Below are 23,599 nucleotides of genomic sequence, written 5' to 3'. Positions count from 1 at the left end.
CGTCGGCGTCATCTCGTTCGTGGTCGACGGCTGGAACAGCTCGCACTTCGCGGCGGCGCTGTCGGCGGAGTACGGGATCGGGGGCGGTGGCGGTGAAGGGGACGTGACGCACCGGCAGGCTGCCGACGGGGGCCCCGCTGCGCAGCGCCGCCGGACACGGGTCCACCGTCAGGTCGCCCCCGGGCTCCGGCGCGCCCGCACCCCAGCGCCGCCACAACGGCTCCAGCAGCGGCCACTCCTCCGCGCGCCGCTCGTGGGTGTGGTCCACCCCGTACAGGAAGCGGACCGCCGGCCGGCCCGCCAGCGCGGCCGCCAGCGGCCCGGCGTACCCGCGCGGGTCGAAGAGCACCAGGTCCGCCCACCGGTCGGCCAGCGCCGCGGTGTCCCGTACGACGGCCTCGGCCGCCCCCTCGAACATCGCCATCGTCCGCGCGGTCCGCTCGGCCGCCCCGGCCCCCGGCGAGAAGCCCCGCCAGGCCGCCCCGAGGTCCGCGTCCCGGCCCACCCGCACCACGGGCAGACCGGTGCGCAGCGCCACCGGCGCGAAGGACGGCGGGACCGCCAGCCGCACCTCGTGCCCGGCGGCCCGCAGCGCCCACGCGGTGGGCACGAGCGGATACAGGTGGGAGGCCGCCGGGAACACCGTCACCAGCACCCGCGCGGCCCGGGAGCTCACGCGGCCGGCTCCGGATCCAGCACCCGCACCGTGCCCGCCCGGCCGTCGATCTCCACGACCTGCCCGTCGCGCAGCACCTCGGTGGCGTTGCCGGTGGCGACCACGGCCGGAACACCGTGCTCCCGCGCCAGGATCGACGGGTGGGACAGCAGCCCGCCCGTGTCGGTGACCAGCGCGCCGATCGAGCCGAACAGCACCGACCACTGCGGCGTCGTCTCCGGGCACACCAGCACGTCCCCGGGGCGCAGCCGGCCGAACTCGCCCTCGTCCAGGACCACCCGGACCGTTCCGGTGTAGCGCCCCGCCGACACGCCCGTGCCGTGCAGCAGCCGGTCGCCCGCCGAGGCCGAACCGCGCGCCCCCAGGTGGGAGACGGAGTCGATCCAGCGCACCGGCTCCAGCAGCGCCCGGTCCGCGCCGGGCAGGGCGTCCAGCACCTCGTCCCGCGACACCGACGCCTCGGGCGCGCCGTAGGTCAGCGGGCCCATCCGGGCCGCCGCCCAGTTCTGCTCGGCGGCGCGCCGGGCCACCAGCGCGCGCAGCCCGCCGCCGTCGGCCAGGGCGCCGCGCGCCTCGTCCACGGACAGCAGGAACACCTCCTCGACCCGGTCCATGAGGCCGCGCCGCACCAGCCGCGCCGCCAGCTCCTGCAGCGCGTAGCGGACCTGGCCCCAGCACACGTGCGCGTAGAAGCCCGTGTCGTCGCGCAGCGGGAACGCCCGCTCCGCCCGGGCCAGCGCCCGTTCGAACCGCCCGGCGCCCCCGTCACCCGCCGCCGCCAGCTCCCGGCGCGCGCGCTCCGCCGCGGCCTCGCGCTCGCCGACCGTCCGGCGCATGGCCTCCTGGGGATCGCTGCCCGAGGCGAGCTGCCCCGCGAGCAGCCGCAGTACCGTCAGCGGCTGCTCCCGCAGGGAGGGTTCGGCCACGTCCGCGCCCAGGCAGCGCTGGCCGTAGTCCCTCAGATACCGGTGGAAGGCGGCAGCGAACTCCGGCTCGGCCGCCTCCAGCCGCTCGACGCAGCCCTCGTCCGGGCTCTCCAGCACCTCGCGCACCACCGGCCGCTCGCGGGCCAGAGCGGCCAGGCCGGCCAGCGCGAGCGCCGGTTCCGACGCCTTGCCCGGCAGCCCGGTGAGCAGGGGCAGCACCTCCTCGGCCCCCCACCCCAGCAGGTCGCGGCAGACCACGCCGAGCTCTCCCCACACGAGGCTGGAGGCCCCGCCGACGAGGAAGTGCAGGTGCTGGGCGCGGTCGGCCCGGGCGATCCGCTCGCCCAGCTCGTCCAGCAGCGCGCCGTCCGACAGCGCGCCCAGGCCGGCGCCCGCCGCCGCGGCCGTGCGCCGGGCCAGCTCCGGCTGCCACTCCGTGTGCCACCGCTCGACCAGCCCGTGCGGCTCGTCCGCGCGTACGGCGGCCACCACGCGCTCGGCGCGCCGGCGCACGGCGGCCGCGTCCGCCAGCGGCACGATCCGCAGGTAGGACCAGCCGCCCAGGCTGCGCACGTCGATGCTCTCGGCGAACGCGTACCGGAACAGGCCCTCGCTGCCCGCGTTCACGGCCCGGATCAGCGTGCTCACGTTCATCGGCGTCAGGGGCTTGAGGGTGTAGCCGCCCCGCAGCCAGCGCCCCGGCGGCACCTCGAAGAGGACGGGCACCTCCCGGGCCTGCGGCGGCAGCGCGGTGACGGGCCGCGCCTGGAGCAGCACGGGCCCGCCCCCGGCCCAGGCCCACTCGATGTCCTGCGGGCAGCCGGCCTCGTCGGCGACCCGGCGGGTCAGCTCCGCGACGCGGCCGATCTCCGCCGCGCCCAGGGCGTCCTCCGCCCCGGCGGTGCGCCGGGGCTCCGCCGTACCGCGCACGGACCACTCGTCGGGGGCGGCCTGCCCGGACACCAGCCGCTCGCCCAGCCCGCGTACGGCGTTGACCAGCGTCTCGTCCCGGGAGCCGTCGACCGGGTTCACGCTGAAGGCGACCCCGGCGGCCTCGGCCGCCACCATCGGCTGCACCAGCACGGCCAGCCCCGGCCACGGTTCGTCCGGGTCCTGATAGGCCCTCAGGTGCCGGGAGAACGCGGAGGCCAGGCAGGTGCGCACCGCCGCCGTCAGGGCCTCGGCGCCCCGGACGCCGAGGACGGTCGCGTACTGCCCGGCGTACGAGCGGTCCGGCGCGTCCTCGGCCACCCCGGACGAACGCACCGCCAGCGCGGTGTCCGGGAAGCGGGCGGCGATCTCCTCGACGGCGCGCAGCACCCGCGCGGACAGCGGCAGTCCGGCCGCCGGAACCTCGGCGCCGGCCCGCCCGGTGCGGCGCAACTCGCCCAGCACCTCCTCGAAGGCGGCGACGGTGAGCACCACACCGGGCGGCACGGGGAATCCCTCGCGGAGCAGCGCCCCCAGCCGGGCGGCCTTGCGGCCCACGAGGGGCGCGTCGTCGGCGCCCGTGGTGTCCAGGGACCGCAGCAGCCCCGCGTGCGCGGGGGTCTCGTCCCGGGGGGTGGATACAGCGGCCAACTCGTTCACTTCCTGTCACGGGGCGTGGAGCGGCCGGGCCTCCGGGCCCGGCCGCTCCACGCGGTGGGGGTCAGGCCCGGGCCGGCGCGGGCCCGAGGACATCGAGGACGATCGCCGCGTCCGCGTCGCCGGCGCCGGCGGCGACCACGGCGGCGAAGCTGTGCTCCGCGGCCGACAGCACCGGCGTCGCCACGCCCGCGGCCTGCGCCGCGCCCGTGCCCAGCCCCAGGTCCTTGGCCATCAGGGCCGCCTTGAAGGCCGCCGGGTGGTAGTCGCGCTCGCGCATCCGCTCGGCGCGGAAGGACAGCACCTTGGAGCTGAACCCGCTGGCGCCGATGGCGCTCAGCAGCCGGTCGCGGTCCAGGCCCGCGGCCACACCGAAGTTCACGGCCTCGGCCAGCGCGGCGAGCTGCCCGCCGAGCAGCAGGTTGAAGACCAGCTTCGTGGTGGCCGCGTTGCCGGTCGGCCCCAGGTAGGCGACGTCGCGGCCGAGGACGCCGAGCACGTCCGCGACGGCGTCCACGGCGGGCTTGGGCCCCGCCGTGACCACGCGGAGCTCGCCCGCGCCCGCCTGCTGCGGATTGCCCAGCAGACAGGTCTCCACCCGGTGCACGCCCAGGGCCGCCAGCTCCGCCGTCACCCGGCGGGAGTGGTCCGCGGAGACCGTGGAGGTGTCCAGCAGGAAGGCGCCCCGGCGCCAGGAGCCGGCGGCCTCGGCGAGGACGGCGTCGGCCGCCGCCTCGTCGCTCAGGCTCAGCAGCACCCGCTCGGCCCCGCCCACCGCCTCGGCCACCGAGGCCGCGACGGTGGCCCCGGCCTCGGCCAGGGCCCCGGCCCTGCTCGCGGTGCGGTTGTAGACGGTGACCCGGTACCCGGCGGCGAGCAGCCGCGCGGCCATGCCCGCGCCCATCGCCCCGAGCCCGATCACCGCGATCGTCTTGTCGGTCATGCCCGGCCCCCTCAGCCCGCCGCGCCGGGCGCGGGGGCGGACAGCTGGCTGATGCAGTGCATCAGGCTGCCGGCGAAGTGCCGCTGGAAGGCCTCGGGCGTGCCGGTGTCGCGGGGCGAGGCCAGGTAGGGCTTCAGCTTCTCCTCCAGGATGTGCACGCCGGGCTGCCGCGACATGTGCCGGCCCACGTCCTTGATGTCGCCCTCGTAGTGGATGACGCGCACGAGCAGCCCGTCCTTGATGAAGACGGCGGTGCCCAGGAGACGGCCGGCCTCCTCACCCGCCTCGTCGCGCAGCACGGGGGTGTCGGCCCGCTTGAAGTGGGAGAAGATCTCGGTGATCTCGGCCTCGTGGCCGGGCTTCACGTCATAGGTGATGGCCGCGTACGGCATGGGTGGGTCCTTCCATCGGTGGATCGGAGGGGGCGGCGGCTCAGTGCGCGAGGACGGCCGCGGCCGCGTTGGCCGCGAGGGCGGCCACGGCGAGGCCGGTGCGCAGCAGGTTCCAGGCGCGCCACCGCCCGCGGGGGTCGGGCCAGTCGGCGGGCACCGGCCCCTCGGGCAGGGCCTTGACCGCCCGGTTCAGGGGCACGTTCGCCAGGTGCGAGACGCAGGAGACGCCGAGCAGCAGTGCCGCGGCGGCGCCGCACAGCACCTGCGCCGCCGCCCGCTGGCCGAGGGCGGCGAGGGCGATGTCGGTCACGGCGCAGGAGAGCACCGTGAGCGGCATCGTCGGGTCGTAGTTGCGGCCGATGAGCCGGTGCACCTCGACGTAGCGCTCGGGGGGCAGCCGCAGGAAGGCGGGCACGATGCTCAGCGCGACGCAGAACAGCACACCGGCCGTGATGCCGCTGCCCAGCAGCGCGAGGACGGTCAGGGCGGCGGTCACGTCGGGCCTCCGGCACGGTTCACGGGCACGGCCGGCTCAGTAGCGGGCGCTGACGGTCAGGACGTCGAAGGGGCGTCCGCGCGAGGCGTCCTGGTAGGGGCGCAGCGGGGCCGTCGTCGACCGGTGGCCGGACCCCTGCTCCCACTCCCGGAAGGCCTCCAGGGACTCCCACTCGCTCATCACGACGAAGCTCCGCCCGTCGACGCGGGAGTGCAGCAGCTCGTTGCCGAGCAGTCCGGGGGTGCCGTGCAGGGCCTCGCTGATGAGGTGGTAGGCCGTGGAGACGGCCTGCGCCCCCTCGTCCCCCTCGGGTGCCCGCGCGTGGACCAGCACCCGGACGCGGGGCGCGGTCACGCCCGCGCCGCCGCACCCGTGAAGTGGTGCACGACCCGCATCGTGGTCATGGTGCCGGCGCTGCGGAAGGGGTGCAGGCGGCCGCGGTGCTCCAGGTGCTCGGGGCTCAGCTCGTACTCCCGGAAGCGCTCCTCGTCGGTCCAGTCGCTGACGATGTGGTAGACGTCGTCCTCGTCCAGGCTCTTGGACAGCCACTGGCCGAGGTTGGCGCTCTGGCCGGTGATGGTGTCCGCGCTGTCGTGCCAGACGCGCTCGAAGTCGGCGCCCTTGCCGGGGTGCACCTGCATGCGCAGCGTCACGCGGAAGACCTGCTGGTCGGACATGGTCGTTTCTCCTCGGTTCACCGGGATCCGGCCGGGATCCCGCGGATGGGTGGGTCAGATGCCGCCGTCGACGTTCAGGGTCTCGCCGGTCATGTACGCGGAGAGGCTGCTGGCCAGGAACAGCACCGGGCCGGCGATCTCCTCGCCCTGGCCGAGGCGGCCGAGCGCGGTGAGCCGCTCGTAGCGGGCGCGGATCTCCTCGTTCAGCGGCTTGTCGACGGTCTCGATCACGCCCGGCGCCACGACGTTGACGCGGATGCCCTTCGGGCCCAGCTCCTTGGCCAGCGAGCGCGACAGGCCGACCAGGCCCGCCTTCGACGCCGTGTAGTGGGCGCGCAGCGGGATCCCGGCCTGCGCGGAGCGGGAGCCGACCAGGATGATCGAGGCGTTCTCGGACAGCATCGGCAGGGCGCGGGAGACCAGCAGGTAGGCGGCGGTCAGATTGGTGTCGATCACATGTCGCCACGCGTCGAGCGTCAGCTCGGAGAAGGGCACGTGGCTGATCGCGCCGGCGTTGCTCACCAGCACGTCGAGACCGCCCAGACGGGTGCGGCACTCGTCGAGGAGCGTGTCGACCTGCTCGGGGTCGGAGACGTCGGCGTGCAGCACGTGGTGGTCGCCGCCGCGCCCCTTGAGCTCCTCGGCCAGGCTCCGCGCCGCCTCCTGGTCGGAGCGGCCGCAGGCCACCAGATCGGCCCCCGCGTCGGCGAACGCCAGCGACAGGCTCCGGCCGATGCCGCGGGTGCCGCCGGTGACCAGAACGCGCTTTCCGTCGAGTCGGATACTCATTTCACTCTCTTCTCACAGCTTGAAAAAGGGGGGAGGGGCGCGCCTACAGCAGGCTCGCCACGGCCCCGGCGTCCAGCGCCAGGGCCCCGGTCATGGCCGCGGTGCGCACCAGGTGCCAGCGCCGCCACGCCGCGCGGGGATCGACCGCCGGCCAGTCGGCCGGCTCGGCCTGCGGATCCAGGCCGAGCACGAACCGGTTGATCGGGACCGCCTTGGCGACCGATACGGCGATCACCGCCACGACCAGGACGGCCGCGCCCGCCAGCAGCCCCCGCGCGAGGGCGGACGGGGCGAAGGCGCAGGCCGCCGCCCCGGCCAGCAGGGCCGTCGAGTTGATGACCGGCATGGCCGGGTCGTAGCGCGGCTGGAGGAACCGCACGGTGCTCACGTACGTCCGGTAGCTCTGCACCCGCATCAGCGGGGCGAGTCCGACGGCGGTGCAGAACATGTCGCCGGCGGCCACGCCCGTGCACACCAGCAGGACCGCGATCAGCGTCGGGAACACCTCAGACGCCCGCGAAGGCCTGCGCCCCGAGGGCGGCCTCCTCCAGCAGCCGCTTGATGCGCGCCTGCTGGTGGCGGGTGCCCCGGTTGATGCGCTCGGCCATCGCCGCGTCGCCCAGCGGCGCGGACGCCTTCATCTCGAAGTCCTGCACCCAGCGCATGCGGACGCCGTCACCGTCCGGCAGGTACTCCCAGAACAGGTGCATGTACTTGAACGGGCCGGTCTCCACCCGGTGCGAGCGCGTGGTGCGCGTGGCCTCGTCGACGGTCCGCCGCGAGACCCAGCTCCACACGCGGCCGTCGGCGTCCGGGTGCAGGGCGAGCCGGAAGGTGACCGTGTCGCCGTCCCGCTCCAGCACGGTGGCCTCGGCGTACTCGTCGAACAGCCCGGTCCAGGAGGCGATGTCGTTGGTGCGCTCCCACACCAGCTCCAGGGGAGCCTCGATGTAGACGCTGTTGTCGGTGTGCATGGCCATGGTCAGACCGCCGCGGGGGTGAGCGAGCCGAGGCGCTCCAGCAGCAGCCGGGGCGTGGTCAGCAGCGCCACCTCCTCCTCCGGGAGGGGGGTCCGCGCGGCGTGCTGGACGGCCGTGGTGATCTCCAGGACCGCCAGCGAGTCGTAGCCGAGCTCCAGCCACTCGAGGTCGAGGATGTCGCCGTCGAGGTCGACGCCGTCCTCCACGCCGCACTGGCGCATGATCGTCCGCAGTTCGTCGAGGTTCATGACGAGGAAGTGCCTTTCCGGTGGTGGGTGTTCAGGAGGCGGCGTGCGCGCGTGTCAGCACGACCGCCGAGTTGAATCCGCCGGCCCCGCGGGCCAGGACCAGCGCGCTGCGGACGTCCGCGGCACGCGGCCCGCCCACGACGAGGTCGAGCGGATGGCCGGGGGAGGGGGCGGCGGGCAGGGCGGTCGGCGGGATCACGCCGTCGCGCATCGCCAGCAGCGCGAGGGCCGTGTCCAGCGGTCCGCCGCCGGCGTTCAGCCGCCCGGTGAGCGTCTTGGGCACGGTCACCGGTACGCCCCGCGGTCCGAAGAGCGCGGTCAGCGCCTCGGCCTCGGCCGCGTCCTGGGCGGGCACGCCCGCCGCGTCGGCGAACACGACGGAGACGTCGCCGGGTTCGAGCCCGGCGTCCTCCAGCGCGCCGCGCGCCGCCGCCAGCAGCCCGTCGCCCGCGGGGCCCGTCGGAGCGTCGAAGGTGGCCGCGTGGCCGGCCAGCCGGCCGTACACGCGGGCCGCGCCCCGGGCGCGGGCGGCCGCCGCGTCCTCGACGACGAGGATCGCGCCGCCCTCGCCGGGTACGTAGCCGCGGGCTCCTTCGTGGAAGGGCAGGTAGCCGCGGGCCGGGTCGGTCGCGTGGCTGACCGTGCCCTCGGAGTCCAGGCAGGTGAGGGCGTACGGCGACAGGGGGGCCTCCATGCCGCCGGTGACGACGAGCCCGGTGCCCGAGCGCAGCACGCGGCGCGCCTGGGCCAGGGCGTCCAGGCCGCCCGCCTGATCGGCGACCAGGACCCCGCAGGGGCCCTGCATACCGTGCCGGATCGAGAGCTGGCCGGTGGTCGCGGCGTAGAACCAGGCGATGGACTGGTACACCGACACGCGGGCCGGCCCCTCCGTCCACAGCCGGCTCAGCTCCCGCTGCCCGAACTCGTTGCCGCCGGAGGAACTCGCCGTGACGACGGCCATGTCGTACGGGTCGTACGGGCGGCTGCCGGGGTCCTCCAGCCCGGCGTCGCGCAGGGCCGCGTCGGCGGCGGCCACCGCCATCTGCGTCCAGCGGTCGGTCTGCGCCCGCAGCCGGCTGGGCACGGCGTCGGTGAACGCGGCGTCCGGGACCTCGCCGGCCAGGCGCACCGGCCCGGTGGGCTCGAAGCGGCCGATCGGCCGGATGCCGGAGCGGGCGGCCAGGACGCTCGCCCACACCTCCTCGGTGTCCGCGCCGTTAGGCGCGAGCAGCCCGATCCCGGTGATCACGGCGTCGGTGGCGGCGGATGTGCTCGTGGTGTTCACGCGGCGGCGCTCCCCGGCTTGGACAGCACCATGGCGCTCTGGAAGCCCCCGAACCCGCTGCCGACGGTCAGCACCCGCTCCAGCCGCGCCTCGCGGGCGGTCACCGGTACGTAGTCCAGGTCGCATTCGGGGTCGGCGGTGCGCAGGTTCGCGGTCGGCGGCACCACCTGGTGCTCCAGCGCCAGCAGACAGGCGGCGATCTCCAGCGAGCCGATCGCCCCGAGGGAGTGCCCGATCATCGACTTGATGGAGCTGACGGGCACGTCGTAGGCGTGCGCGCCCAGCGCCAGCTTCAGGGCCGCCGTCTCGTGCCGGTCGTTCTGCCGGGTTCCCGAGCCGTGCGCGTTGACGTAGCCGACCTCGGTCGCGTCCGCGCGGGCGCGGCCGAGCGCCACCCTGGCCGCCTCCGCCAGCTCCCGGCCGTCCGGGCGCAGACCCGTCATGTGGTAGGCGTTGCAGCGGGTGGCGAAGCCGGAGACCTCGCCGTAGATGCGCGCCCCGCGCCGCACCGCGCTGCGGTACTCCTCCAGGACGAACATCGCCGCGCCCTCGCCCAGGACGAACCCCTTGCGGTCGCGGTCGAACGGCCGGGACGCGTGCGCGGGGTCGTCGTTCTCGGGGGTGGTGGCCTTGATGCTGTCGAAGCAGGCGACGGTGATGGGGGTGATGGGCGCGTCGGTGGCCCCCGCCAGCATCACGTCGGCGGTGCCCTCCTCGATCAGCGCGGCGGCGTGCCCGACCGCGTCCAGGCCCGAGGTGCAGCCGGTGGAGACGGTCGTCACCGGGCCCTGCGCGCCGCTGCGGCGGGCCACCTGCGCGGCGAAGCCGCTGGGCACCAGGTGCGAGCGCAGCCCGGGCGTGTGGGGCGCGGAGTCCACGACCCAGTCGCGGCCCTGCCGGGAGACCCCGGTGTACGCCTCCTCCAGCGCGGTGGTCGCGCCCACGGCGCTGCCGACGCTCACCCCGAAGCGGTGCGGGCGCACGGCCCCCACGTCCAGGCCGCTGTCGGCCAGCGCCTGCCCGGCGCAGACCGCGGCGAACTGCTCCGCGCGGTCCATGGTGCGCGCCTCGTCGGCCGTCAGCCCCTCGGCCTCGGCGTCGAAGTCGCACTCGGCGGCGATCCGGGACCGGAAGCCGGAGGCGTCGAACAGGGAGATCGGCCGGGTGGCCGTGCGCCCCCCGGACAGCAGCGACCAGAACGCCTCGGCCCCGATCCCGCCGGGCGCCACGACGCCCAGGCCGGTGACCACGGCCCGGCGGGCGCTCATGCCAGGCCTCCCACCTGCGGCTGCGGTGCCGCCGGGGCCGGCAGCGGCTCCGTGTCCACGTGCCCGAGCTCGGGGCTCGGGGCCAGCGGGCCGAGGTGGAAGACGGCCTCGGCCGGCTCCGTGCCGTGGTTCTCCACGCGGTGGCGCGTCCCGACGGGCACCAGCACGCCCTCACCCGCGCGCACCTCGACCGCCCGGCCGTCCAGGCGCGCGGTCACCGCGCCCCGCGTGACGTACAGGAACTCCTCGGAGTAGGGGTGGTAGTGCTCGCTGACGAACTCGCCGGGCGCGAGGGTGAGGACGCCCATGAAGCCGCTCGTCGCCCCTGCCGTCTTCGGGCCGAGGACGACGCGCACCTCGCCGCCGCGGCGGCGGTTGGGCTCCGCGTCGGCCAGGGCGACCACACGGGGGGTTGCGGACATGTCGGTTTCCTTCCTCATGAATTCGGGCGCCCACCGGACGGCGGCGCTCACTGAGCCCGCCAGCTGTAGAAACGGGTGGCCATGGCGTCGGCCGGGCCCTGCCAGGTCTGCGGGTCGTACGCGGTGACGAACGGTTCGAGCCGGCGGCTCACGTCCTGGAACAGCGGGTCGGCCACCGCCGCGCCGATGCGTTCGCGCACCGGCCGGTCCGACTCGATGAGGTGGAAGTAAAGCCCTTGGAAGTGGAAGAGCGAGCGTGCGGTGACGCCAATTCTTCCGGGCAGTTCACCCGCGTCGGATTCGGCGAACACCTCGGAAACGGAATGCGCGTCTCGCGGATCCATCCGGGCCACGATGAGCCTGCGTTCCACCGTGATTTCCCTCCATGTTCAATTTCGGTCGTCCAGCGTCGATTTCATCGTCCGCGTGCGTCTTCGAGGACGGATCTAGAAACACTCCACCGGCTTTCGGTATCGGCTCCGCGCCGGTTTCACGGCAGGGTCAGACGCCCCGCCGGAGAATTCCGAATACGGCGCTCCGCCGCCTTTCCGGCGTATTCACGGACCCGCGCCCGGCGGCCCGCCTAGGCGGCCTGCGGGACCCGTTCCACGGTGTCCCCGGTCCGCTCCGCCCCGCCCGCGAGCCGCTGCGCCAGCCCGCGGCGGGCCAGCAACAGGGCGACGGCCGCGGCGGCGCCGACCAGCGCGAGGAGCAGGAAGTAGAGGGGCTGCGGCAGCACGTCCACCAGGTGCACGACCTGGCTGCCGATGCCCGCGCCGAAGGCCGAGCACATCCAGTACAGGCCCATCGTGCGGCCCGCGAACGAGCTGGGCGCGATGTCCACGGAGGCGCTCAGCCCCACCGGGGCCAGCACCACCTCACCGCACGCGAGCAGGAAGAACACCGTGATCAGCCACAGCGGCGACACCAGCGCCCCGCCGCCGGCGAAGGCCGACGCCCCGCTCATCACCGCCATGGCGGCGGCCGCCAGGGCCAGCCCCAGCGCCAGCTTCCCCGGCAGCGGCACGCGGCCGCCCGACCGCGCCCACAGCCACGCGGCCACGGGGGCGACCAGCAGGATGAACAGCGGCGTCGCCGACTGGAACCAGCTCGCCGGCAGCTCGAAACCGCCCAGGTCCCGGTCGGTGGACCGCTTCGCGAACAGGCTGAGCAGCGAGCTCGCCTGGATCACGTACATCCAGAACAGGGCCGTCGCCGCCAGCACCCAGCCGAACGCCGTCACCCGGGCGCGGTCCGGCGCCCCCAGATCCGGGTTGCGGCGCAGCCCCAGGAAGCAGAGGACCGGCGCTACCAGCGTCAGCAGGCCCATCGCCGCCACGACGTGCATGAGGCGGAACGCCCCGCTCGCCACGTCGGCGGCCACCAGCGTCGCGACGGCCGCGGCCGCCACGGCCGCCTTGCGGCCCGCCCCGCGCGCCTCGTCCCGCGTCGCCGGATGCCCCGGCTCACGCCCCGCGTCGCCGAAGGACCGGCTGCCCCGGGCGAACTGGAGCACGCCGAGGGCCATGCCGACGCCGGCGGCCCCGAAACCCAGGTGCCAGTCGACGGTCTCGCCGAGGAACCCCGTCACCAGCGGCGCGACCAGGGCGCTGAGCTGGATGCTGACGTAGAAGACCGACACGGTGGCCTCCCGCTCGGCACTCTGCCCCGGGCCGAAGAACCGCCCCAGCAGGGCCAGCATGTTCGGCTTCAGCAGCCCCGTCCCGCACGCGATCAGCGCCAGTCCGGCGTAGGTCGCCGCCGCGGCCGGCACCAGCATCGTGAAGTGGCCGAGGGCGATGACCACACCGCCGACGAGCACGGCGCGCCGCTCGCCCAGGATCCGGTCGCCCACCCAGCCGCCGGGCATCGCCGCGATGAACACCACGCCGATGTACGCGCCGAACAGCGCCAGCGCCTGCGTCCTGGGCAGGCCGAGCCCGCCGTCCTGCGGCGCGGCCACGGCGAACAGCACGAGGATGGCGTGCATCCCGAAGAAGCTGAACCGCTCCCACATGTCCGTGAGGAACAAGGTCACGAACCACCTCGGCTGCCCCAGCACCCGCCGCGGCGCCCCCACGGCGCCGTCTGCCCCACTCATCGCACTCTCTCCCGCATCCGCTCCGGTATGGCCGGCGCCAGCCTTCCGGCGGCGCATGGGAGCGGGTTGGAGACCGGTTGGGGGCGCCCGGCGCGGCCGCTGCGCGCGCAGACGCGTCCTGGATCCGTGCTCGAATCCCGGCTGCCAGCCTGTGCGGCGTTATCGGCGAGAAAGCCGGAAAGGGGCTTAGACCACGTGACGAGCACTCCACTGACCGCAGAACCGTCCACCCTGGACGACATCAACCGGATCGGCATCGCCTTCGCCCAGGCGAAGGTGGTCCTCAGCGCCATCGAGCTCGACCTGTTCACCGTGCTCGCCGCCGGGCCCGCGACCGAGGAGGCGCTGCGCGAGCGGCTCGGCCTGCACCCGCGCGCCTCCCGGGACTTCCTGTCCGCGCTCGTGTCCTTCGGGCTGCTGCGCAAGGACGGCGACACCTACACCAACGCGCCGGGCGCCGACCGCCACCTCGACAAGGCCAAGCCGGAGTACGCCGGCGCCTTCCTCGAGCGCGCCAACCGCATGATGTACCCCGCCTGGTCCGGCCTGACCGGGCTGCTGCACACCGGCGAGCCCCAGCTCGCGGGCCGCGAGGACCAGGCCGCCGCCTTCGAGCGCATGATGGCCGACCCGGCCCACCTGCGGAACTTCCTGCGGATGATGGACGCCGTCAGCGGCCCCCTCGGCCCGCACCTGGCCGCCGCCTTCGACTGGAGCGGCCACCACAGCGTCCTCGACGTCGGCGGCGCCCGCGGCAACCTGGTCGCCCAGGTCCTCGCCGCGCACCCGCACCTCACCGGCGGGGTCTTCGACCTCCCCGCCATCGCCCCCCTGTTCGACGAGCACATGGCCGGCTTCGGCCTCGGCGAGCGGGCCTCCTTCACCGGCGGCGACTTCTTCACCGACGACCTGCCCGAGGCGGACGTCGTCGTCACCGGCCACGTGCTGCACGACTGGACCCCCGCCGAACGCGCGCTCCTCGTCAAGAAGATGGCCGCCGCGGTCCGCCCCGGCGGCGCGCTCCTCATCTACGACATGCTGCTCGACGAGACCCCCGGCGACCCCTGGAACACGCTGATCAGCCTCAACATGCAGCTGATCACCAACGGCGGCTCCGAGTACACCCTCACCGAGTGCGCAGGCTGGCTCGCCGACGCGGGCCTCGAACTCGCCGGCACCGTGCCGCTCGGCGACCACGACACCCTCGTGATCGCCCGCAAGCCCGCCACCGCCGGGGAGCCGGCCGCATGACGACGGTGACCCCCTCCGCCGGGGAAGAGATCGAGCACGTACCGGTCCTGGTGGTCGGCGGCGGCCCCGTCGGCCTGTCCACGGCCCTGTTCCTCACCCGCCACGGCATCAAGCCCCTGCTGGTCGAGCGCCGCGACGCCACCTCCCGGCTGCCGCGCGCCCCGGGCATCCAGGCCCGCACCCTGGAGCTGTTCCGCTCCGTCGGCCTGGAGGACGAGATCCGCGCCCTGGAGGCGGGCGACACCCGCCCGTACTTCGAGGGCGGCATCCTGCGCACCCGCACCCTCGCCGAGATCGACCGGGCCGAGGTCGTCGAGTCCCCCGCCCTCGACGGCCCGGACATCAGCCCGGTCACCATCATGGGCTGCGGCCAGGACCGCTACGAGCGGGTGCTGCTGCGCCACGCCGAGGAGGCCGGGGCCACCGCCCTCTTCCGCACCGAACTGGTCGACTTCGAGCAGGACGACGACGGCGTCACCGCCACCCTCCGCTCCCGCGACGACGGTACGGAGCGACGCGTGCGCGCCGACCACCTCGTCGCGGCCGACGGCGCGAGCAGCCCCGTACGCCGCAAGCTCGGCATCGCCCAGCACGGCCGGGGCACCGTCTTCCACGCCCTGAGCATCTACTTCCGCGCCCCGCGCCTCGAAGAGGTCATGCACGACCGGAAGTTCATCCTCTGCTACGCCACCGGTGGCCCCACCGTGATGACGCTCTCGCGGCTGCACGGATGCGACCCCTGGGCGGGCGCGGCCCTGTACGACCCCGAGCGGGAGTCGCCCGCCGACTTCACCGAGGAACGCTGCGTCCAGGTCGTCCGCGACGCCAGCGGCGTCCCCGACCTGGAGGTCGAGATCGTCGCCACGGTCCCGTGGGAAGGCGCCCAGCGCGTCGCCGAGACCTTCCGCGTCGGCCGCGTCTTCCTCGCCGGCGACGCCGGCCACGTGCACCCGCCCGCGGGCGGCTTCGGCGCCAACACCGGCATCCACGACGGCCACAACCTGGCCTGGAAGCTGGCCGCCGTCCACCACGGCTGGGCCGGCGAGGGACTGCTGGACAGCTACGACGCCGAGCGCCGCCCCCTGGGCACCGCCATGGCCGAACAGGCCATGCTGCGCAACCGGATCCGCCACGAGATCGCCGAGGACGGAGACCGGGAGCGCATGGTCGACGACATCGTCGTGACCCTCGGCTACCGCTACACCTCCTCGGCCGTGGCCGGACCCGCCCACGCCGCCCCGCTGCTGCCCGGCCTGGACCTGTCGGGCGCGCCCGGCACCCGCGCCCCGCACGTGTGGCTGCGCCGCGACGGCGAGCGGATCTCCGCCCTCGACCTGTTCGGCGACGCGTACACGCTGCTGTCCGCCGACGCGCGCTGGCAGGACGCGGCCACCGCCGTCGCCGCCGGGACCCCGGTCCCGCTGCGCGCCCACCGGATCGGGCCCGACGGCCCGCTCACCGAGGACGGCGCCGACTGGGCCGCCGCGTACGGGGTCTCCCGCACGGGCGCGGTCCTGGTGCGCCCCGACGGGTTCGTCGCCTGGCGGTCCGCCGCCGGCGACGAGGCGGACCCGCGGGCCACGCTCCGCGAGACGCTGACGCGCCTGGTCGCCTGACCGGACGCGAAAGAGAAGGGGGGCCAGGACCTTGACGGTCCTGGCCCCCCTCTTTTCACGCCCTCCCGGACGGGCTCACGCCGCGGCGCCGCACCCCGCCCGGTCGAGGACCCCGGCCAGCAACCGCTCCGGCTCCCGCGCCGGACCGCGCCCGCGCCAGGCCACGAAGCCGTCGGGCCGCACCAGCACCGCCCCGGCCGGCGTGATCCCGTGGGCCCCGGCCGCCCCGGCACCGAGCGGGTGCACGGCGAGGTCGCGCCCGGGCAGCGCGGCGGCCGCACCGGCCCAGGCCGCGCCCTCCGGCCCGACCAGCAGCGCGAACCCCCGCCCGTACCAGTCGAGGGAGGAGGCCGTCCCGTCCTCCGGGACGACGTGCGGCGCACGCGTGCCCGGCTGACCGCGCAGCTCCCGCGGGGCGAGCGCCGCCCCGCCGCCGTCGCTCCCGTCGGCCGTCCCGCCCTCGCCGAGTACGGCGTCGGAGCGGTACCGGTAGCCGAACACCACCGCGTCGTACGCCACCGGCTCGATCCCGGCGGGCAGCTCGATCGGCAGGGCGCCGCGCCGGTGCATCAGCAGCAGTGCCTGGCCGAGGGTGAACTCGGCCACCGGCCGGCGCTCGGCGTCGTACGTCTCCACCAGCTCGTGCCCGGCCCGCCCGCGCAGCACCGCGGCCAGCTTCCAGGCCAGGTTGTGGGCGTCCTGGATGCCGGTGCCCGCCCCGAACGCCCCGGTCGGGGGCATCACGTGCGCGGCGTCCCCGGCCAGCAGGACGCGTCCCGCGCACAGCCTCTCGGCCAGGGCGGCGCCGATGCGGTAGCCGAGCACCTTCGTCCCGTCGGCGAGCTGCGGGACGAGCGCCACCGGCAGGCCGGGCACGCCGATCGCGGCCCGGATCACCGCCGCGCACCGCTCGTCGTCGAAGTCCTCCACCCGCTCCCCGCGCTCGGGGAACAGCGGGGTGTTGAACACCCAGCGGTGCGGCGCACCGTGCGGGAAGAGGACGGTCCCGTCGGCCGGGGTGCTCAGATGGCACGAGGCGATGAACCGGCCCCGCCCGGGGTCGTGGCGGCCGCGCAACGGACCGCTCAGATCGGCGTCGAAGACCATGCTGACGACATGGCTCAGCGTGCCGGGCCCGCGCAGGGCGACACCGGCCGCCTCGCGCACCCGGCTCGCGTGCCCGTCCGCGCCGACCACGTAGGCCGCCCGCACCGTGTACGGGCCGCCGTCCGCGCCGCGCACCCGCGCGGTGACCCCGTCCGCGTCCTGGTCGAGGCCGAGCAGCTCGTGGCCGAAGCACACCGTCGCGCCCAGCTCCTCGGCGCGGGCGCGCAGCACCCCTTCGAGCCGGTCCTGGTCGATCATGCCCCAGGAGGCGGGGCTCACCCCCAGCCCCTCGGCGCCGGCCGGCGGCCGCTGCTCGGCCCGGCCCGTCTCCCGGCCGGCGAGGGTCTCCGCGCGCAGCAGGTGCACGGACGGCAGCTGGCTCTCGTACCCGTGCTCGCGGGAGACCGCGTCACCGAGGCCGGCCTGGCGCAGCAGCTCCGCGGTGCGCGGGTTGATGCTGCGCGCGCGGGGGTGGCGCAGCGCCGCCGGATGCCGTTCGACGACGGTGACGGCGACCCCCTGCCGGGCCAGGAACACGGCGGCCGACAGCCCCGTCGGGCCGCCGCCGACGACGAGGACCTCCGTCTCGCGCACGGATGGCGTGTCGATGCTCATACCGGCCGCCTCACACGCGTTCGAGCAGGGCGGAGCGGAGCGCGGCCAGCGTGTCGGGCGTGATGCCGAGCCCCTGGGACAGGTAGCCGGAGAACGAGCCGTAGTCCCGTACGACCTGGTCGAAGGCGGCGTCCAGATAGGCGTCGCTCGTGTTGGGGGACAGCAGGTAGTCCTGGCGGACGGTGGCGTCGGGCACGCCCAGGGCCTCCAGCAGGACCACCGACATCCAGCCGGTGCGGTGGTTGCCGCCGGTGCAGTGGAACATCAGCGGCCGCTGCGCGCCGTCGGCCGCGCGCCGCAGCCCGTCGGCGAACTGCGCCCGCAGGTTCGGGTTGGTGACGAACAGCCGGTAGTTGTCGGCGATCGGGTCGCCCGACGGCGGGAAGGACGGCGGCACGGCCTGGTCCGGGTCGCCGACCGGGTCGGCGATGTGCGCGGTCGCCGCCGGCAGCGGGTCCAGGCCCTCGCGGGCGGTCTCCGCCGTGCTGCGCAGGTCCACCACCTCGGTGAGGCCGAGGGCGGCCAGCTGCCGCTTGCCCGTCTCGGTCGCCGGCGTCAGCCGCGCCGAGCGGAAGACGGTGCCCCACTTGGTCCGGAGCCCGTCGCCCGCCGGGTAGCCGCCCAGGTCACGGGAGTTGGTGACGCCGTCGAGCGTCACGGCCCGGACCGCCGTCGTCGTCCCGGTGCCGCCGGCGGGCAGCACCGCGAAGTACCAGCGGGCCAGCGGGTCGAGCCCGCGCACCGACACCGATCCGTCGGTCGTCACGGTGACCGGCCGGCGGCCGGAGGGGCGCAGCCGGGGGTCGGTGGAGGCGTACACCCGGACGGGACGGCCCGGCAGGGTGGAGGTCCACGTCAGCCGGTAGGTGCCGTCGGCGTCCCGGACGGCCTGCACGTCCGCGACCGCCGCGCGGGCCTGCGCGGTGTACGAGGCGGCGTACGGGACGGGGGCCGCCGAGGCCGGGGAGGCCAGGGCGAGCGGGGCCGCCAGCGCGGCGAGGGCGGCGCCGGAGGCCAGGGCGCGCCTGATGAAGGGCGCGGTGCGGTTTCTCATAGGGGACTGCTTGCCTTTCCGGGCAGGTCAGAACAGGGGAAGCCCGCCGCCGGCGCACGCGCCGCGACCGCACGGCCGCGGTGGCACGGCGGCGGCGGGGCGGGGCGCACAGCGCCCCGGCCAGCGTCGGAGCCCCCCTTCAAGGACCGTTCCACACCCGTTCGAGCCGTGGCCGAGATCCGCCCCCCACACGCCCTCGAAGCGGACCGGCCACGATCGGCCGGAACCTCGTCCTCGAATGCCGGGAGCCTCGGTATGCACATCGGTGTCGGTCTGCCCGCGATGATCCCCGGGACCAGTCCGGAGCAACTCCTCGGCTGGGCCGTCCAGGCCGAGGAGTCGGGCTACGCGAGCCTGTCCGTCCTCGACCGGATCGTCTACGAGAACTACGAGCCCCTCGTCACCCTCGCCGCCGCGGCGGCCGTGACCCGCCGCATCGGGCTGGCCACCACCGTCCTGCTGGCCGCCACCCGCGGCACGGGCGCCGTCCTCGCCAAACAGGCCGCCTCCGTGCACCGCCTCTCCGGCGGCCGCCTCACCCTCGGCATCGCCGTCGGCGGCCGCGAGGACGACTACACCGCGACCGGTACCCCGTACCGCACCCGCGGCCGCGACCTGGACACCCTCATCGGCTGCCTGCGCGACATCTGGGACGGCGGCGACGGACCCGGCGCCACCGGCCCCATCGGCCCCTCCCTGCCCGGCGGCGGACCGTCCCTGCTGATCGGCGGGCACTCCGACGCGGCCATGCGCCGCGCCGCCCGCCACGCCCGGGGCTGGATCTCCGGAAGCGGCTCCGCCGAACCCTTCGCCGCCCGCCTCGCCCGCCTGGACCGCGCCTGGGAGGACGCCGGACGCATCCGGCGCCCCCGCGTGGTCGCCCTCGCCTACTTCGCCCTCGGCGAGCGGGCCGAGGCCCGCGCCGAGGGGTACCTCGGCGGCTGCTACGGCACGGGCCCCTACGCCCGCCGGCTCATCGGCGAGGCCCTCACCACCCCCGAAGCCGTGGCGGCGGCCGCCGACGAGTACGCCCGGGCCGGCTGCGACGAGCTGGTCCTGCTGCCCTGCGACCCCGACCCGCACCAGCTCACCCTGCTGACCCGGGCCCTGGGAGACCGGCTGGGCGCCGCGTGAGCGCCCGCACCGCCCTGGTCACCGGGGCCAACCGGGGCCTCGGCCTCGCCGTCAGCCGCCACCTGCTGGCCGCCGGCCACACCGTGGTCACCGCGGCCCGCTCGCACGCCGCCGCCGAGGAGACCGCGCGCCTCCTCGGGCCCGGCGCCCGCCCGGCCGTCCTCGACGTCACCGACGAGGACTCCGTCCGCGCGGCCCGCCGGCACATCGGCCCCGTCGACATCCTCGTCAACAACGCGGGCGTCCTCCTCGACGACGGCACCCCGCCCGACCGCGTCCCCGTGGACCGCGTCGCCGACACCCTCGCCGTCAACACCCTCGGCGCCCTGCGCGTCTCCCAGGCCTTCCTGCCCGCCATGCTCGAACGCGGCTGGGGCCGCGTCGTCATGCTCTCCAGCGGCACCGGCGCCTTCAGCCACGGCCTGAACGCCGCCACCCCCGCCTACTCCGTCTCCAAGGCCGCCCTCAACGCGGTGACCGTCCTCCTCGCCACCGCCACCCGCGACCGCGGAGTCCTCGTCAACGCCGTCAACCCCGGCCGCGTCCGCACCCGCATGATGCCCGGCGCCACCACCACCCCCGACGAGGCCGCCGCCGACGTCGCCTGGGCCGCCACCCTCCCCGACTCCGGACCCACCGGGGCCTTCCTGCGCGCACGGCGGCCCGTCGACTGGTGAGACGGCCGGGGACGGCGGGCGGCGGCCGGGGCGGGAGGCGGGCCACAACCACCCCCCAACGGATCCGGATCGCGGCGCCGCACGATGGCGGCACCGGGCCCGTCACCGGGCCACCCCCGATCCAGGAGCGCCCCATGGCCGCAACCGGTACCGACCGGACCTTCCCCTTCCCCGTCACCTCGCCCGGCGAGGCACTCGACGTCTACTCCCGGCTGCGCGCCGAGGAACCCGTGGCACGGGTACGGCTGCCCGGCGGGCACACCGCCTGGCTGCTCACCCGCTACGAGGACGTCCGCACCGCCCTGACCGACCGCCGCTTCAGCAAGCAGGCCGCGACGGCCCCCGACGCGCCCCGCCTGCTGCCCATCCACCGCGGCTCCAGCTCGCTGGTCACGATGGACCCGCCCGACCACACCCGGCTGCGCCGCCTGGTCTCGGGGGAGTTCACCCAGCGCCACATGAACACCCTGCGCCCCCGCGTCCGGCAGATCGCCGACGAACTCGTCGACGCCATGCTGGCCGCCGGCGCACGCGAGGCCGACGTCCTGACCGCACTCGCCCTGCCCCTGCCCATCCGGGTCATCTGCGAACAGCTCGGCATCCCGGCCGAGGAGCAGGACCGGTTCCGGCAGTGGAGCGACGGCATCCTCACCGTCGCCGGCGGCAAGCCCGCCGACGCCGCGGCCGCCACGGCCGCCCAGGAGTCGGCCCGCAACCTCATGGGCTACCTGGCCGGGCTCATCGCCGCCAAGCGCACGACCCCCGGCGACGACCTGCTCACCCGCCTCGTGCGCGCCCAGGAGGACGAGGACGCCCTCAGCACCGAAGAGCTGCTGACCTTCGCGATGACCCTGCTGGTGGCCGGCTACCACACCACCACCGCGGCCGTCTCCCACCTGCTCCTGCACCTGCTCGACGAGCCCGGGCACTACGCGGCGCTGCTCGCCGACCCGGAGCGGATCCCCGCCGCCGTCGAGGAGGCCCTGCGCTACAGCCAGGTCGCCTCCGGCTTCGGCTCCCTGCGCATCGCCACGAGCGACGTCGAGTTCGGCGAGGTCACCGTACGCGCCGGGGAGGCCGTCATCCCGCTGATGAACGCCGCCAACCGCGACGCCTCCGTCTTCCCCGACCCGGACCGCATGGCGCTCGACCGGGAGCACAACCAGCACCTGGCCTTCGGCGCGGGCATCCACTTCTGCCTCGGCGCCCCCCTCGCCCGCATCGAACTCCAGGTCCTGCTGGAGGCCCTGGTCGCGCGCGGCGCCGAACTGCGCCTCGCGCGGCCCGCGAAGGAGCTCACCTGGCACCTGGCCACCGCCTTCCCCCGGCCCGAGCGCCTGGACGTGCGCTGGTGAGCGGCGGGGACCTGCGCATCGGTGTCCTCGGCTGCGCCGACATCGCGGCCCGCCGCACGATCCCGGCCGTCCGCGCCGCCGGGCTGCGCCTGACCGCGGTGGCCAGCCGCACCGGCGAGAAGGCACGCGCCTTCGGCGAGCGGTTCGCGGTGGAGGCGGTGACCGGCTACGAGCGGCTCCTGGAGCGCGACGACGTCGACGCCGTCTACCTCCCGCTCCCCATCGCCCTGCACGAACGGTGGGCCACGGCGGCCCTGGAGGCCGGCAAGCACGTCCTCGTGGAGAAGGCGGCGACGGCGACCGGGGCGGCCGCCCGCCGCCTTACCGCCCTCGCCGCCGACCGGGGCCTGCTGCTGATGGAGAACTTCACCTTCCTGCGGCACACCCAGCACGCGGAGGTCCGCCGGCTCGTCGCCGAGGGCGCGATCGGCCGCCCCCGCCTGTTCACCGGCGAGTTCGGCTTCCCCCTCGCCGACCGCTCCACGATCCGCCACCACCCCGAACTCGGCGGCGGCTCCCTCCTGGACGCCGGCTGCTACCCCGTCAGGGCCGCGCAGCTGTTCCTCGGCGACGACGTCTCCGTCTTGGGCTCCACCCTGGGCATGGACCCCGAAGCCGGCGTCGACGTCGCGGGCACCGCCCTGCTGGCCGACGCCGACGGCCTGGCCGCGCAGTGCTCCTTCGGCTTCGCCCACGCCTACCGCAACACCTACGCCCTGTGGGGCGAGTCCGGCCGGATCTCCCTGAGCTGGGCCTTCACCCCGCCCGCCGGCACCCGGCCGGTGCTGCGGATCGAACGCCAGGACCACGTCGAAGAGCGCACGCTCGCCGCCGACGACCAGTGGGCCAACGCCCTGCGGCACTTCGCGGACCTGACGGCGCGGCCCGCCGGGCACGCCCGCGAGCACGAGCGGATCGTCCGCCAGGCCGCCTTGCTGGAGGCCGTCGCCGCCCGGGCGCACACCACCGGGTGACCCGGCCCGTACGACGCAAGGAGGGGCGGTCCGCCGGGACCGCCCCTCCTTTGCCGTCGCCGTACTACGGCTTGACCACGAACGACGTGAAGTACCGGTGCACGTCGAGCTCCAGCACCTCGCCGAAGACCTCGCGCAGGATCGACGCGCCCTCCCAGCTGTTGATCAGCTGGGTGCGGTAGGCGCCGGTGCGCAGGCGGCCGTTGGAGAGGCGGATCGCGGCGGCGGTGCCGAAGAAGCCCGCGGTGCGTCCGAGGTGGTTGAGCGTGCCGTAGCGCTGGCGCTCGAAGGCGTGGAAGTTGTCGCCCGTCCACAGGTTGCCGACCAGCACACCGCCCGGGGCGACGAAGGTCTTCATCCGCTCCAGCACCTGGCGCACGTCGCCCAGGTGGTGGATGGCGTCCACGCACATCACCAGGTCCGCGGTGCCGACCTTGTTCTCGGCCCAGAAGTCGCCGTAGACCAGGTCGAGGCCTTCGTGGCTGACCCGCCCCCGGACGATCTCCAGGCCCTGCGCGGAGATGTCCAGCGCCGTGATGGCCCCGGCCGAGGTGTTCTCGGCGGCCAGCTTGGTGAAGTCGCCCGTACCGCAGGCGAACTCCAGGACCCGCTCGGTCTCGGCCCCGTACTTCTTCAGGTAGCCGGCGATCGTGTCCTTCTGGGCCAGGAAGTGGTCACGCAGCAGCGGGTGCTGTTCGGCGGCCTCGCGGTCCCAGAAGCGGGCGGCCCAGTAGCGGCGGCCGTCCGGCGGCGTGTCCTTGAGCAGCGACTTACCGGACCTGGCGAGCATCTCGGCGAGCATGTTCGTCCTCGTTCTGCGAAGTGGGGTGGGCTCTTGGGGACATCCTGAGGACGGTGACTCGAAGATCCTTTGGGATTCGTTGAGTGCGGCTCCGGCGGCGGGTGCTAAACGGCGCTTCGCCGCCCTGCGGCGACTGCTCCTGCGTCTGGTTCAGCTGGAGCACCTTCGACAGCAGGACCGGCCCGAACGCGGTCACGCTCGCCCGGACGGGGATCCCCGGGCCG

General features: G+C 75.3%; 24 protein-coding genes and 2 pseudogenes. 6 read left to right on the top strand and 20 right to left on the bottom strand.

The genetic code is table 11. The annotated features are described in order from the left end of the window. Positions 1-142: 142 nt before the first annotated feature. The 16 genes and pseudogenes from AB0O29_RS26755 to AB0O29_RS26680 all read right to left on the bottom strand — a co-directional run. Positions 143-538, bottom strand: a pseudogene (locus tag AB0O29_RS26755) (protein IroB); the annotation flags it as partial. A 134-nt stretch (positions 539-672) separates the two neighbouring features. After that, complete coding sequence (locus AB0O29_RS26750; protein WP_365155968.1) at positions 673-3,183, bottom strand: PEP/pyruvate-binding domain-containing protein; 2,511 nt, start codon at positions 3,181-3,183, stop codon at positions 673-675. 70 nt (positions 3,184-3,253) lie between these two features. Next, positions 3,254-4,132 carry an NAD(P)-dependent oxidoreductase gene (locus AB0O29_RS26745; RefSeq protein WP_365155965.1) on the bottom strand — a complete coding sequence of 293 codons (879 nt, stop codon included), beginning with the start codon at positions 4,130-4,132 and terminating at the stop codon, positions 3,254-3,256. Between the two features lie 11 nt (positions 4,133-4,143). Continuing rightward, positions 4,144-4,524 (bottom strand): SchA/CurD-like domain-containing protein, encoded by a 381-nt coding sequence (locus AB0O29_RS26740; RefSeq protein WP_365155962.1) that lies wholly within the window; start codon positions 4,522-4,524, stop codon positions 4,144-4,146. 40 nt (positions 4,525-4,564) lie between these two features. Further along, positions 4,565-5,020 (bottom strand): DUF1772 domain-containing protein, encoded by a 456-nt coding sequence (locus AB0O29_RS26735; RefSeq protein WP_365155959.1) that lies wholly within the window; start codon positions 5,018-5,020, stop codon positions 4,565-4,567. 36 nt (positions 5,021-5,056) lie between these two features. Then, positions 5,057-5,374: an antibiotic biosynthesis monooxygenase gene (locus tag AB0O29_RS26730; protein ID WP_365155957.1), complete on the bottom strand. Its 318-nt coding sequence runs from the start codon at positions 5,372-5,374 to the stop codon at positions 5,057-5,059. Further along, the gene (locus tag AB0O29_RS26725; protein WP_365155956.1) at positions 5,371-5,697 is read right to left on the bottom strand and encodes an antibiotic biosynthesis monooxygenase family protein; all 327 of its coding nucleotides are present in this window, start codon (positions 5,695-5,697) and stop codon (positions 5,371-5,373) included. The genes AB0O29_RS26730 and AB0O29_RS26725 overlap by 4 nt, the downstream gene beginning before the upstream one ends. Before the next feature lie 54 nt (positions 5,698-5,751). Beyond that, the gene (locus AB0O29_RS26720) at positions 5,752-6,486 is read right to left on the bottom strand and encodes an SDR family NAD(P)-dependent oxidoreductase (RefSeq protein ID WP_365155953.1); all 735 of its coding nucleotides are present in this window, start codon (positions 6,484-6,486) and stop codon (positions 5,752-5,754) included. 43 nt (positions 6,487-6,529) lie between these two features. Further along, complete coding sequence (locus AB0O29_RS26715) at positions 6,530-6,991, bottom strand: anthrone oxygenase family protein (RefSeq protein WP_365155950.1); 462 nt, start codon at positions 6,989-6,991, stop codon at positions 6,530-6,532. Between the two features lies 1 nt (position 6,992). Then, positions 6,993-7,466 (bottom strand): SRPBCC family protein, encoded by a 474-nt coding sequence (locus tag AB0O29_RS26710; protein WP_365155947.1) that lies wholly within the window; start codon positions 7,464-7,466, stop codon positions 6,993-6,995. A gap of 2 nt (positions 7,467-7,468) precedes the next feature. After that, entirely contained in the window at positions 7,469-7,714 is a 246-nt protein-coding gene (locus AB0O29_RS26705) for a phosphopantetheine-binding protein (protein WP_365155944.1), read from the bottom strand. A 31-nt stretch (positions 7,715-7,745) separates the two neighbouring features. Further along, the gene (locus AB0O29_RS26700; RefSeq protein WP_365155941.1) at positions 7,746-8,999 is read right to left on the bottom strand and encodes a beta-ketoacyl synthase N-terminal-like domain-containing protein; all 1,254 of its coding nucleotides are present in this window, start codon (positions 8,997-8,999) and stop codon (positions 7,746-7,748) included. Further along, on the bottom strand, positions 8,996-10,267 hold the full coding sequence (locus AB0O29_RS26695; protein ID WP_365155939.1) for a beta-ketoacyl-[acyl-carrier-protein] synthase family protein: 1,272 nt from the start codon (positions 10,265-10,267) through the stop codon (positions 8,996-8,998). Before AB0O29_RS26695 ends, AB0O29_RS26700 begins: the two co-directional genes overlap by 4 nt. Next, complete coding sequence (locus tag AB0O29_RS26690) at positions 10,264-10,689, bottom strand: cupin domain-containing protein (protein WP_365155936.1); 426 nt, start codon at positions 10,687-10,689, stop codon at positions 10,264-10,266. The genes AB0O29_RS26695 and AB0O29_RS26690 overlap by 4 nt, the downstream gene beginning before the upstream one ends. A 47-nt stretch (positions 10,690-10,736) precedes the next feature. Further along, entirely contained in the window at positions 10,737-11,060 is a 324-nt protein-coding gene (locus tag AB0O29_RS26685; RefSeq protein ID WP_365155933.1) for a TcmI family type II polyketide cyclase, read from the bottom strand. 212 nt (positions 11,061-11,272) lie between these two features. Continuing rightward, positions 11,273-12,790, bottom strand: a complete 1,518-nt coding sequence (locus AB0O29_RS26680) for a peptide MFS transporter (RefSeq protein WP_365155930.1) — start codon at positions 12,788-12,790, stop codon at positions 11,273-11,275. Between the two features lie 195 nt (positions 12,791-12,985). Between AB0O29_RS26680 and AB0O29_RS26675 the strand changes: the two genes are divergently transcribed. Further along, the gene (locus tag AB0O29_RS26675; RefSeq protein ID WP_365155927.1) at positions 12,986-14,041 is read left to right on the top strand and encodes a methyltransferase; all 1,056 of its coding nucleotides are present in this window, start codon (positions 12,986-12,988) and stop codon (positions 14,039-14,041) included. After that, on the top strand, positions 14,038-15,657 hold the full coding sequence (locus AB0O29_RS26670) for an FAD-dependent monooxygenase (protein WP_365155924.1): 1,620 nt from the start codon (positions 14,038-14,040) through the stop codon (positions 15,655-15,657). The genes AB0O29_RS26675 and AB0O29_RS26670 overlap by 4 nt, the downstream gene beginning before the upstream one ends. A gap of 75 nt (positions 15,658-15,732) precedes the next feature. On the opposite strand, the gene AB0O29_RS26665 is transcribed toward AB0O29_RS26670, so the two are convergent. Together AB0O29_RS26665 and AB0O29_RS26660 are read right to left on the bottom strand one after the other, a co-directional pair. After that, positions 15,733-17,379, bottom strand: coding sequence for an FAD-dependent oxidoreductase (locus AB0O29_RS26665; RefSeq protein ID WP_365155921.1), 1,647 nt, complete (start codon positions 17,377-17,379; stop codon positions 15,733-15,735). A 10-nt stretch (positions 17,380-17,389) separates the two neighbouring features. After that, entirely contained in the window at positions 17,390-18,433 is a 1,044-nt protein-coding gene (locus tag AB0O29_RS26660; RefSeq protein WP_365155918.1) for a tyrosine-protein phosphatase, read from the bottom strand. Between the two features lie 255 nt (positions 18,434-18,688). On the opposite strand from AB0O29_RS26660, the gene AB0O29_RS26655 reads away from it, so the two are divergent. The 4 genes from AB0O29_RS26655 (at position 18,689) to AB0O29_RS26640 (ending at position 22,573) form a co-directional block, all read left to right on the top strand. Continuing rightward, entirely contained in the window at positions 18,689-19,567 is an 879-nt protein-coding gene (locus AB0O29_RS26655) for an LLM class flavin-dependent oxidoreductase (RefSeq protein WP_365155915.1), read from the top strand. After that, a complete protein-coding gene (locus AB0O29_RS26650; protein WP_365155913.1) occupies positions 19,564-20,244 on the top strand; it encodes an SDR family NAD(P)-dependent oxidoreductase in 681 nt (226 codons plus the stop codon). The genes AB0O29_RS26655 and AB0O29_RS26650 overlap by 4 nt, the downstream gene beginning before the upstream one ends. 134 nt (positions 20,245-20,378) lie before the next feature. Then, on the top strand, positions 20,379-21,599 hold the full coding sequence (locus AB0O29_RS26645) for a cytochrome P450 (RefSeq protein ID WP_365155910.1): 1,221 nt from the start codon (positions 20,379-20,381) through the stop codon (positions 21,597-21,599). Beyond that, on the top strand, positions 21,596-22,573 hold the full coding sequence (locus tag AB0O29_RS26640) for a Gfo/Idh/MocA family oxidoreductase (protein WP_365155907.1): 978 nt from the start codon (positions 21,596-21,598) through the stop codon (positions 22,571-22,573). Before AB0O29_RS26645 ends, AB0O29_RS26640 begins: the two co-directional genes overlap by 4 nt. Positions 22,574-22,637: 64 nt before the next feature. Here AB0O29_RS26640 and AB0O29_RS26635 read toward each other — a convergent pair whose 3' ends face one another. Next, positions 22,638-23,375, bottom strand: coding sequence for a class I SAM-dependent methyltransferase (locus AB0O29_RS26635; RefSeq protein WP_365155904.1), 738 nt, complete (start codon positions 23,373-23,375; stop codon positions 22,638-22,640). A gap of 130 nt (positions 23,376-23,505) precedes the next feature. Further along, a pseudogene (locus AB0O29_RS26630) lies at positions 23,506-23,599 on the bottom strand (helicase HerA-like domain-containing protein); the annotation flags it as partial.

The sequence above is a fragment of the Streptomyces sp. NPDC089915 genome (assembly GCF_040684675.1).
Taxonomy (GTDB): Bacteria; Actinomycetota; Actinomycetes; order Streptomycetales; family Streptomycetaceae; genus Streptomyces.
Note: the sequence above shows the minus strand (reverse complement) of the source record. Positions and strands in the feature narration are given on the sequence as shown.

What these genes read in the sequence shown, in the direction of transcription:
- AB0O29_RS26660 (WP_365155918.1), bottom strand. Translation starts at nt 18,433, where the DNA reads ATGAGAAACCGCACCGCGCCCTTCATCAGGCGCGCCCTGGCCTCCGGC.
- AB0O29_RS26745 (WP_365155965.1), bottom strand. Translation starts at nt 4,132, where the DNA reads ATGACCGACAAGACGATCGCGGTGATCGGGCTCGGGGCGATGGGCGCG.
- AB0O29_RS26690 (WP_365155936.1), bottom strand. Translation starts at nt 10,689, where the DNA reads ATGTCCGCAACCCCCCGTGTGGTCGCCCTGGCCGACGCGGAGCCCAAC.
- AB0O29_RS26645 (WP_365155910.1), top strand. Translation starts at nt 20,379, where the DNA reads ATGGCCGCAACCGGTACCGACCGGACCTTCCCCTTCCCCGTCACCTCG.
- AB0O29_RS26670 (WP_365155924.1), top strand. Translation starts at nt 14,038, where the DNA reads ATGACGACGGTGACCCCCTCCGCCGGGGAAGAGATCGAGCACGTACCG.
- AB0O29_RS26665 (WP_365155921.1), bottom strand. Translation starts at nt 17,379, where the DNA reads ATGAGCATCGACACGCCATCCGTGCGCGAGACGGAGGTCCTCGTCGTC.
- AB0O29_RS26740 (WP_365155962.1), bottom strand. Translation starts at nt 4,524, where the DNA reads ATGCCGTACGCGGCCATCACCTATGACGTGAAGCCCGGCCACGAGGCC.
- AB0O29_RS26725 (WP_365155956.1), bottom strand. Translation starts at nt 5,697, where the DNA reads ATGTCCGACCAGCAGGTCTTCCGCGTGACGCTGCGCATGCAGGTGCAC.
- AB0O29_RS26720 (WP_365155953.1), bottom strand. Translation starts at nt 6,486, where the DNA reads ATGAGTATCCGACTCGACGGAAAGCGCGTTCTGGTCACCGGCGGCACC.
- AB0O29_RS26635 (WP_365155904.1), bottom strand. Translation starts at nt 23,375, where the DNA reads ATGCTCGCCGAGATGCTCGCCAGGTCCGGTAAGTCGCTGCTCAAGGAC.
- AB0O29_RS26705 (WP_365155944.1), bottom strand. Translation starts at nt 7,714, where the DNA reads ATGAACCTCGACGAACTGCGGACGATCATGCGCCAGTGCGGCGTGGAG.
- AB0O29_RS26680 (WP_365155930.1), bottom strand. Translation starts at nt 12,790, where the DNA reads ATGAGTGGGGCAGACGGCGCCGTGGGGGCGCCGCGGCGGGTGCTGGGG.
- AB0O29_RS26695 (WP_365155939.1), bottom strand. Translation starts at nt 10,267, where the DNA reads ATGAGCGCCCGCCGGGCCGTGGTCACCGGCCTGGGCGTCGTGGCGCCC.
- AB0O29_RS26710 (WP_365155947.1), bottom strand. Translation starts at nt 7,466, where the DNA reads ATGGCCATGCACACCGACAACAGCGTCTACATCGAGGCTCCCCTGGAG.
- AB0O29_RS26655 (WP_365155915.1), top strand. Translation starts at nt 18,689, where the DNA reads ATGCACATCGGTGTCGGTCTGCCCGCGATGATCCCCGGGACCAGTCCG.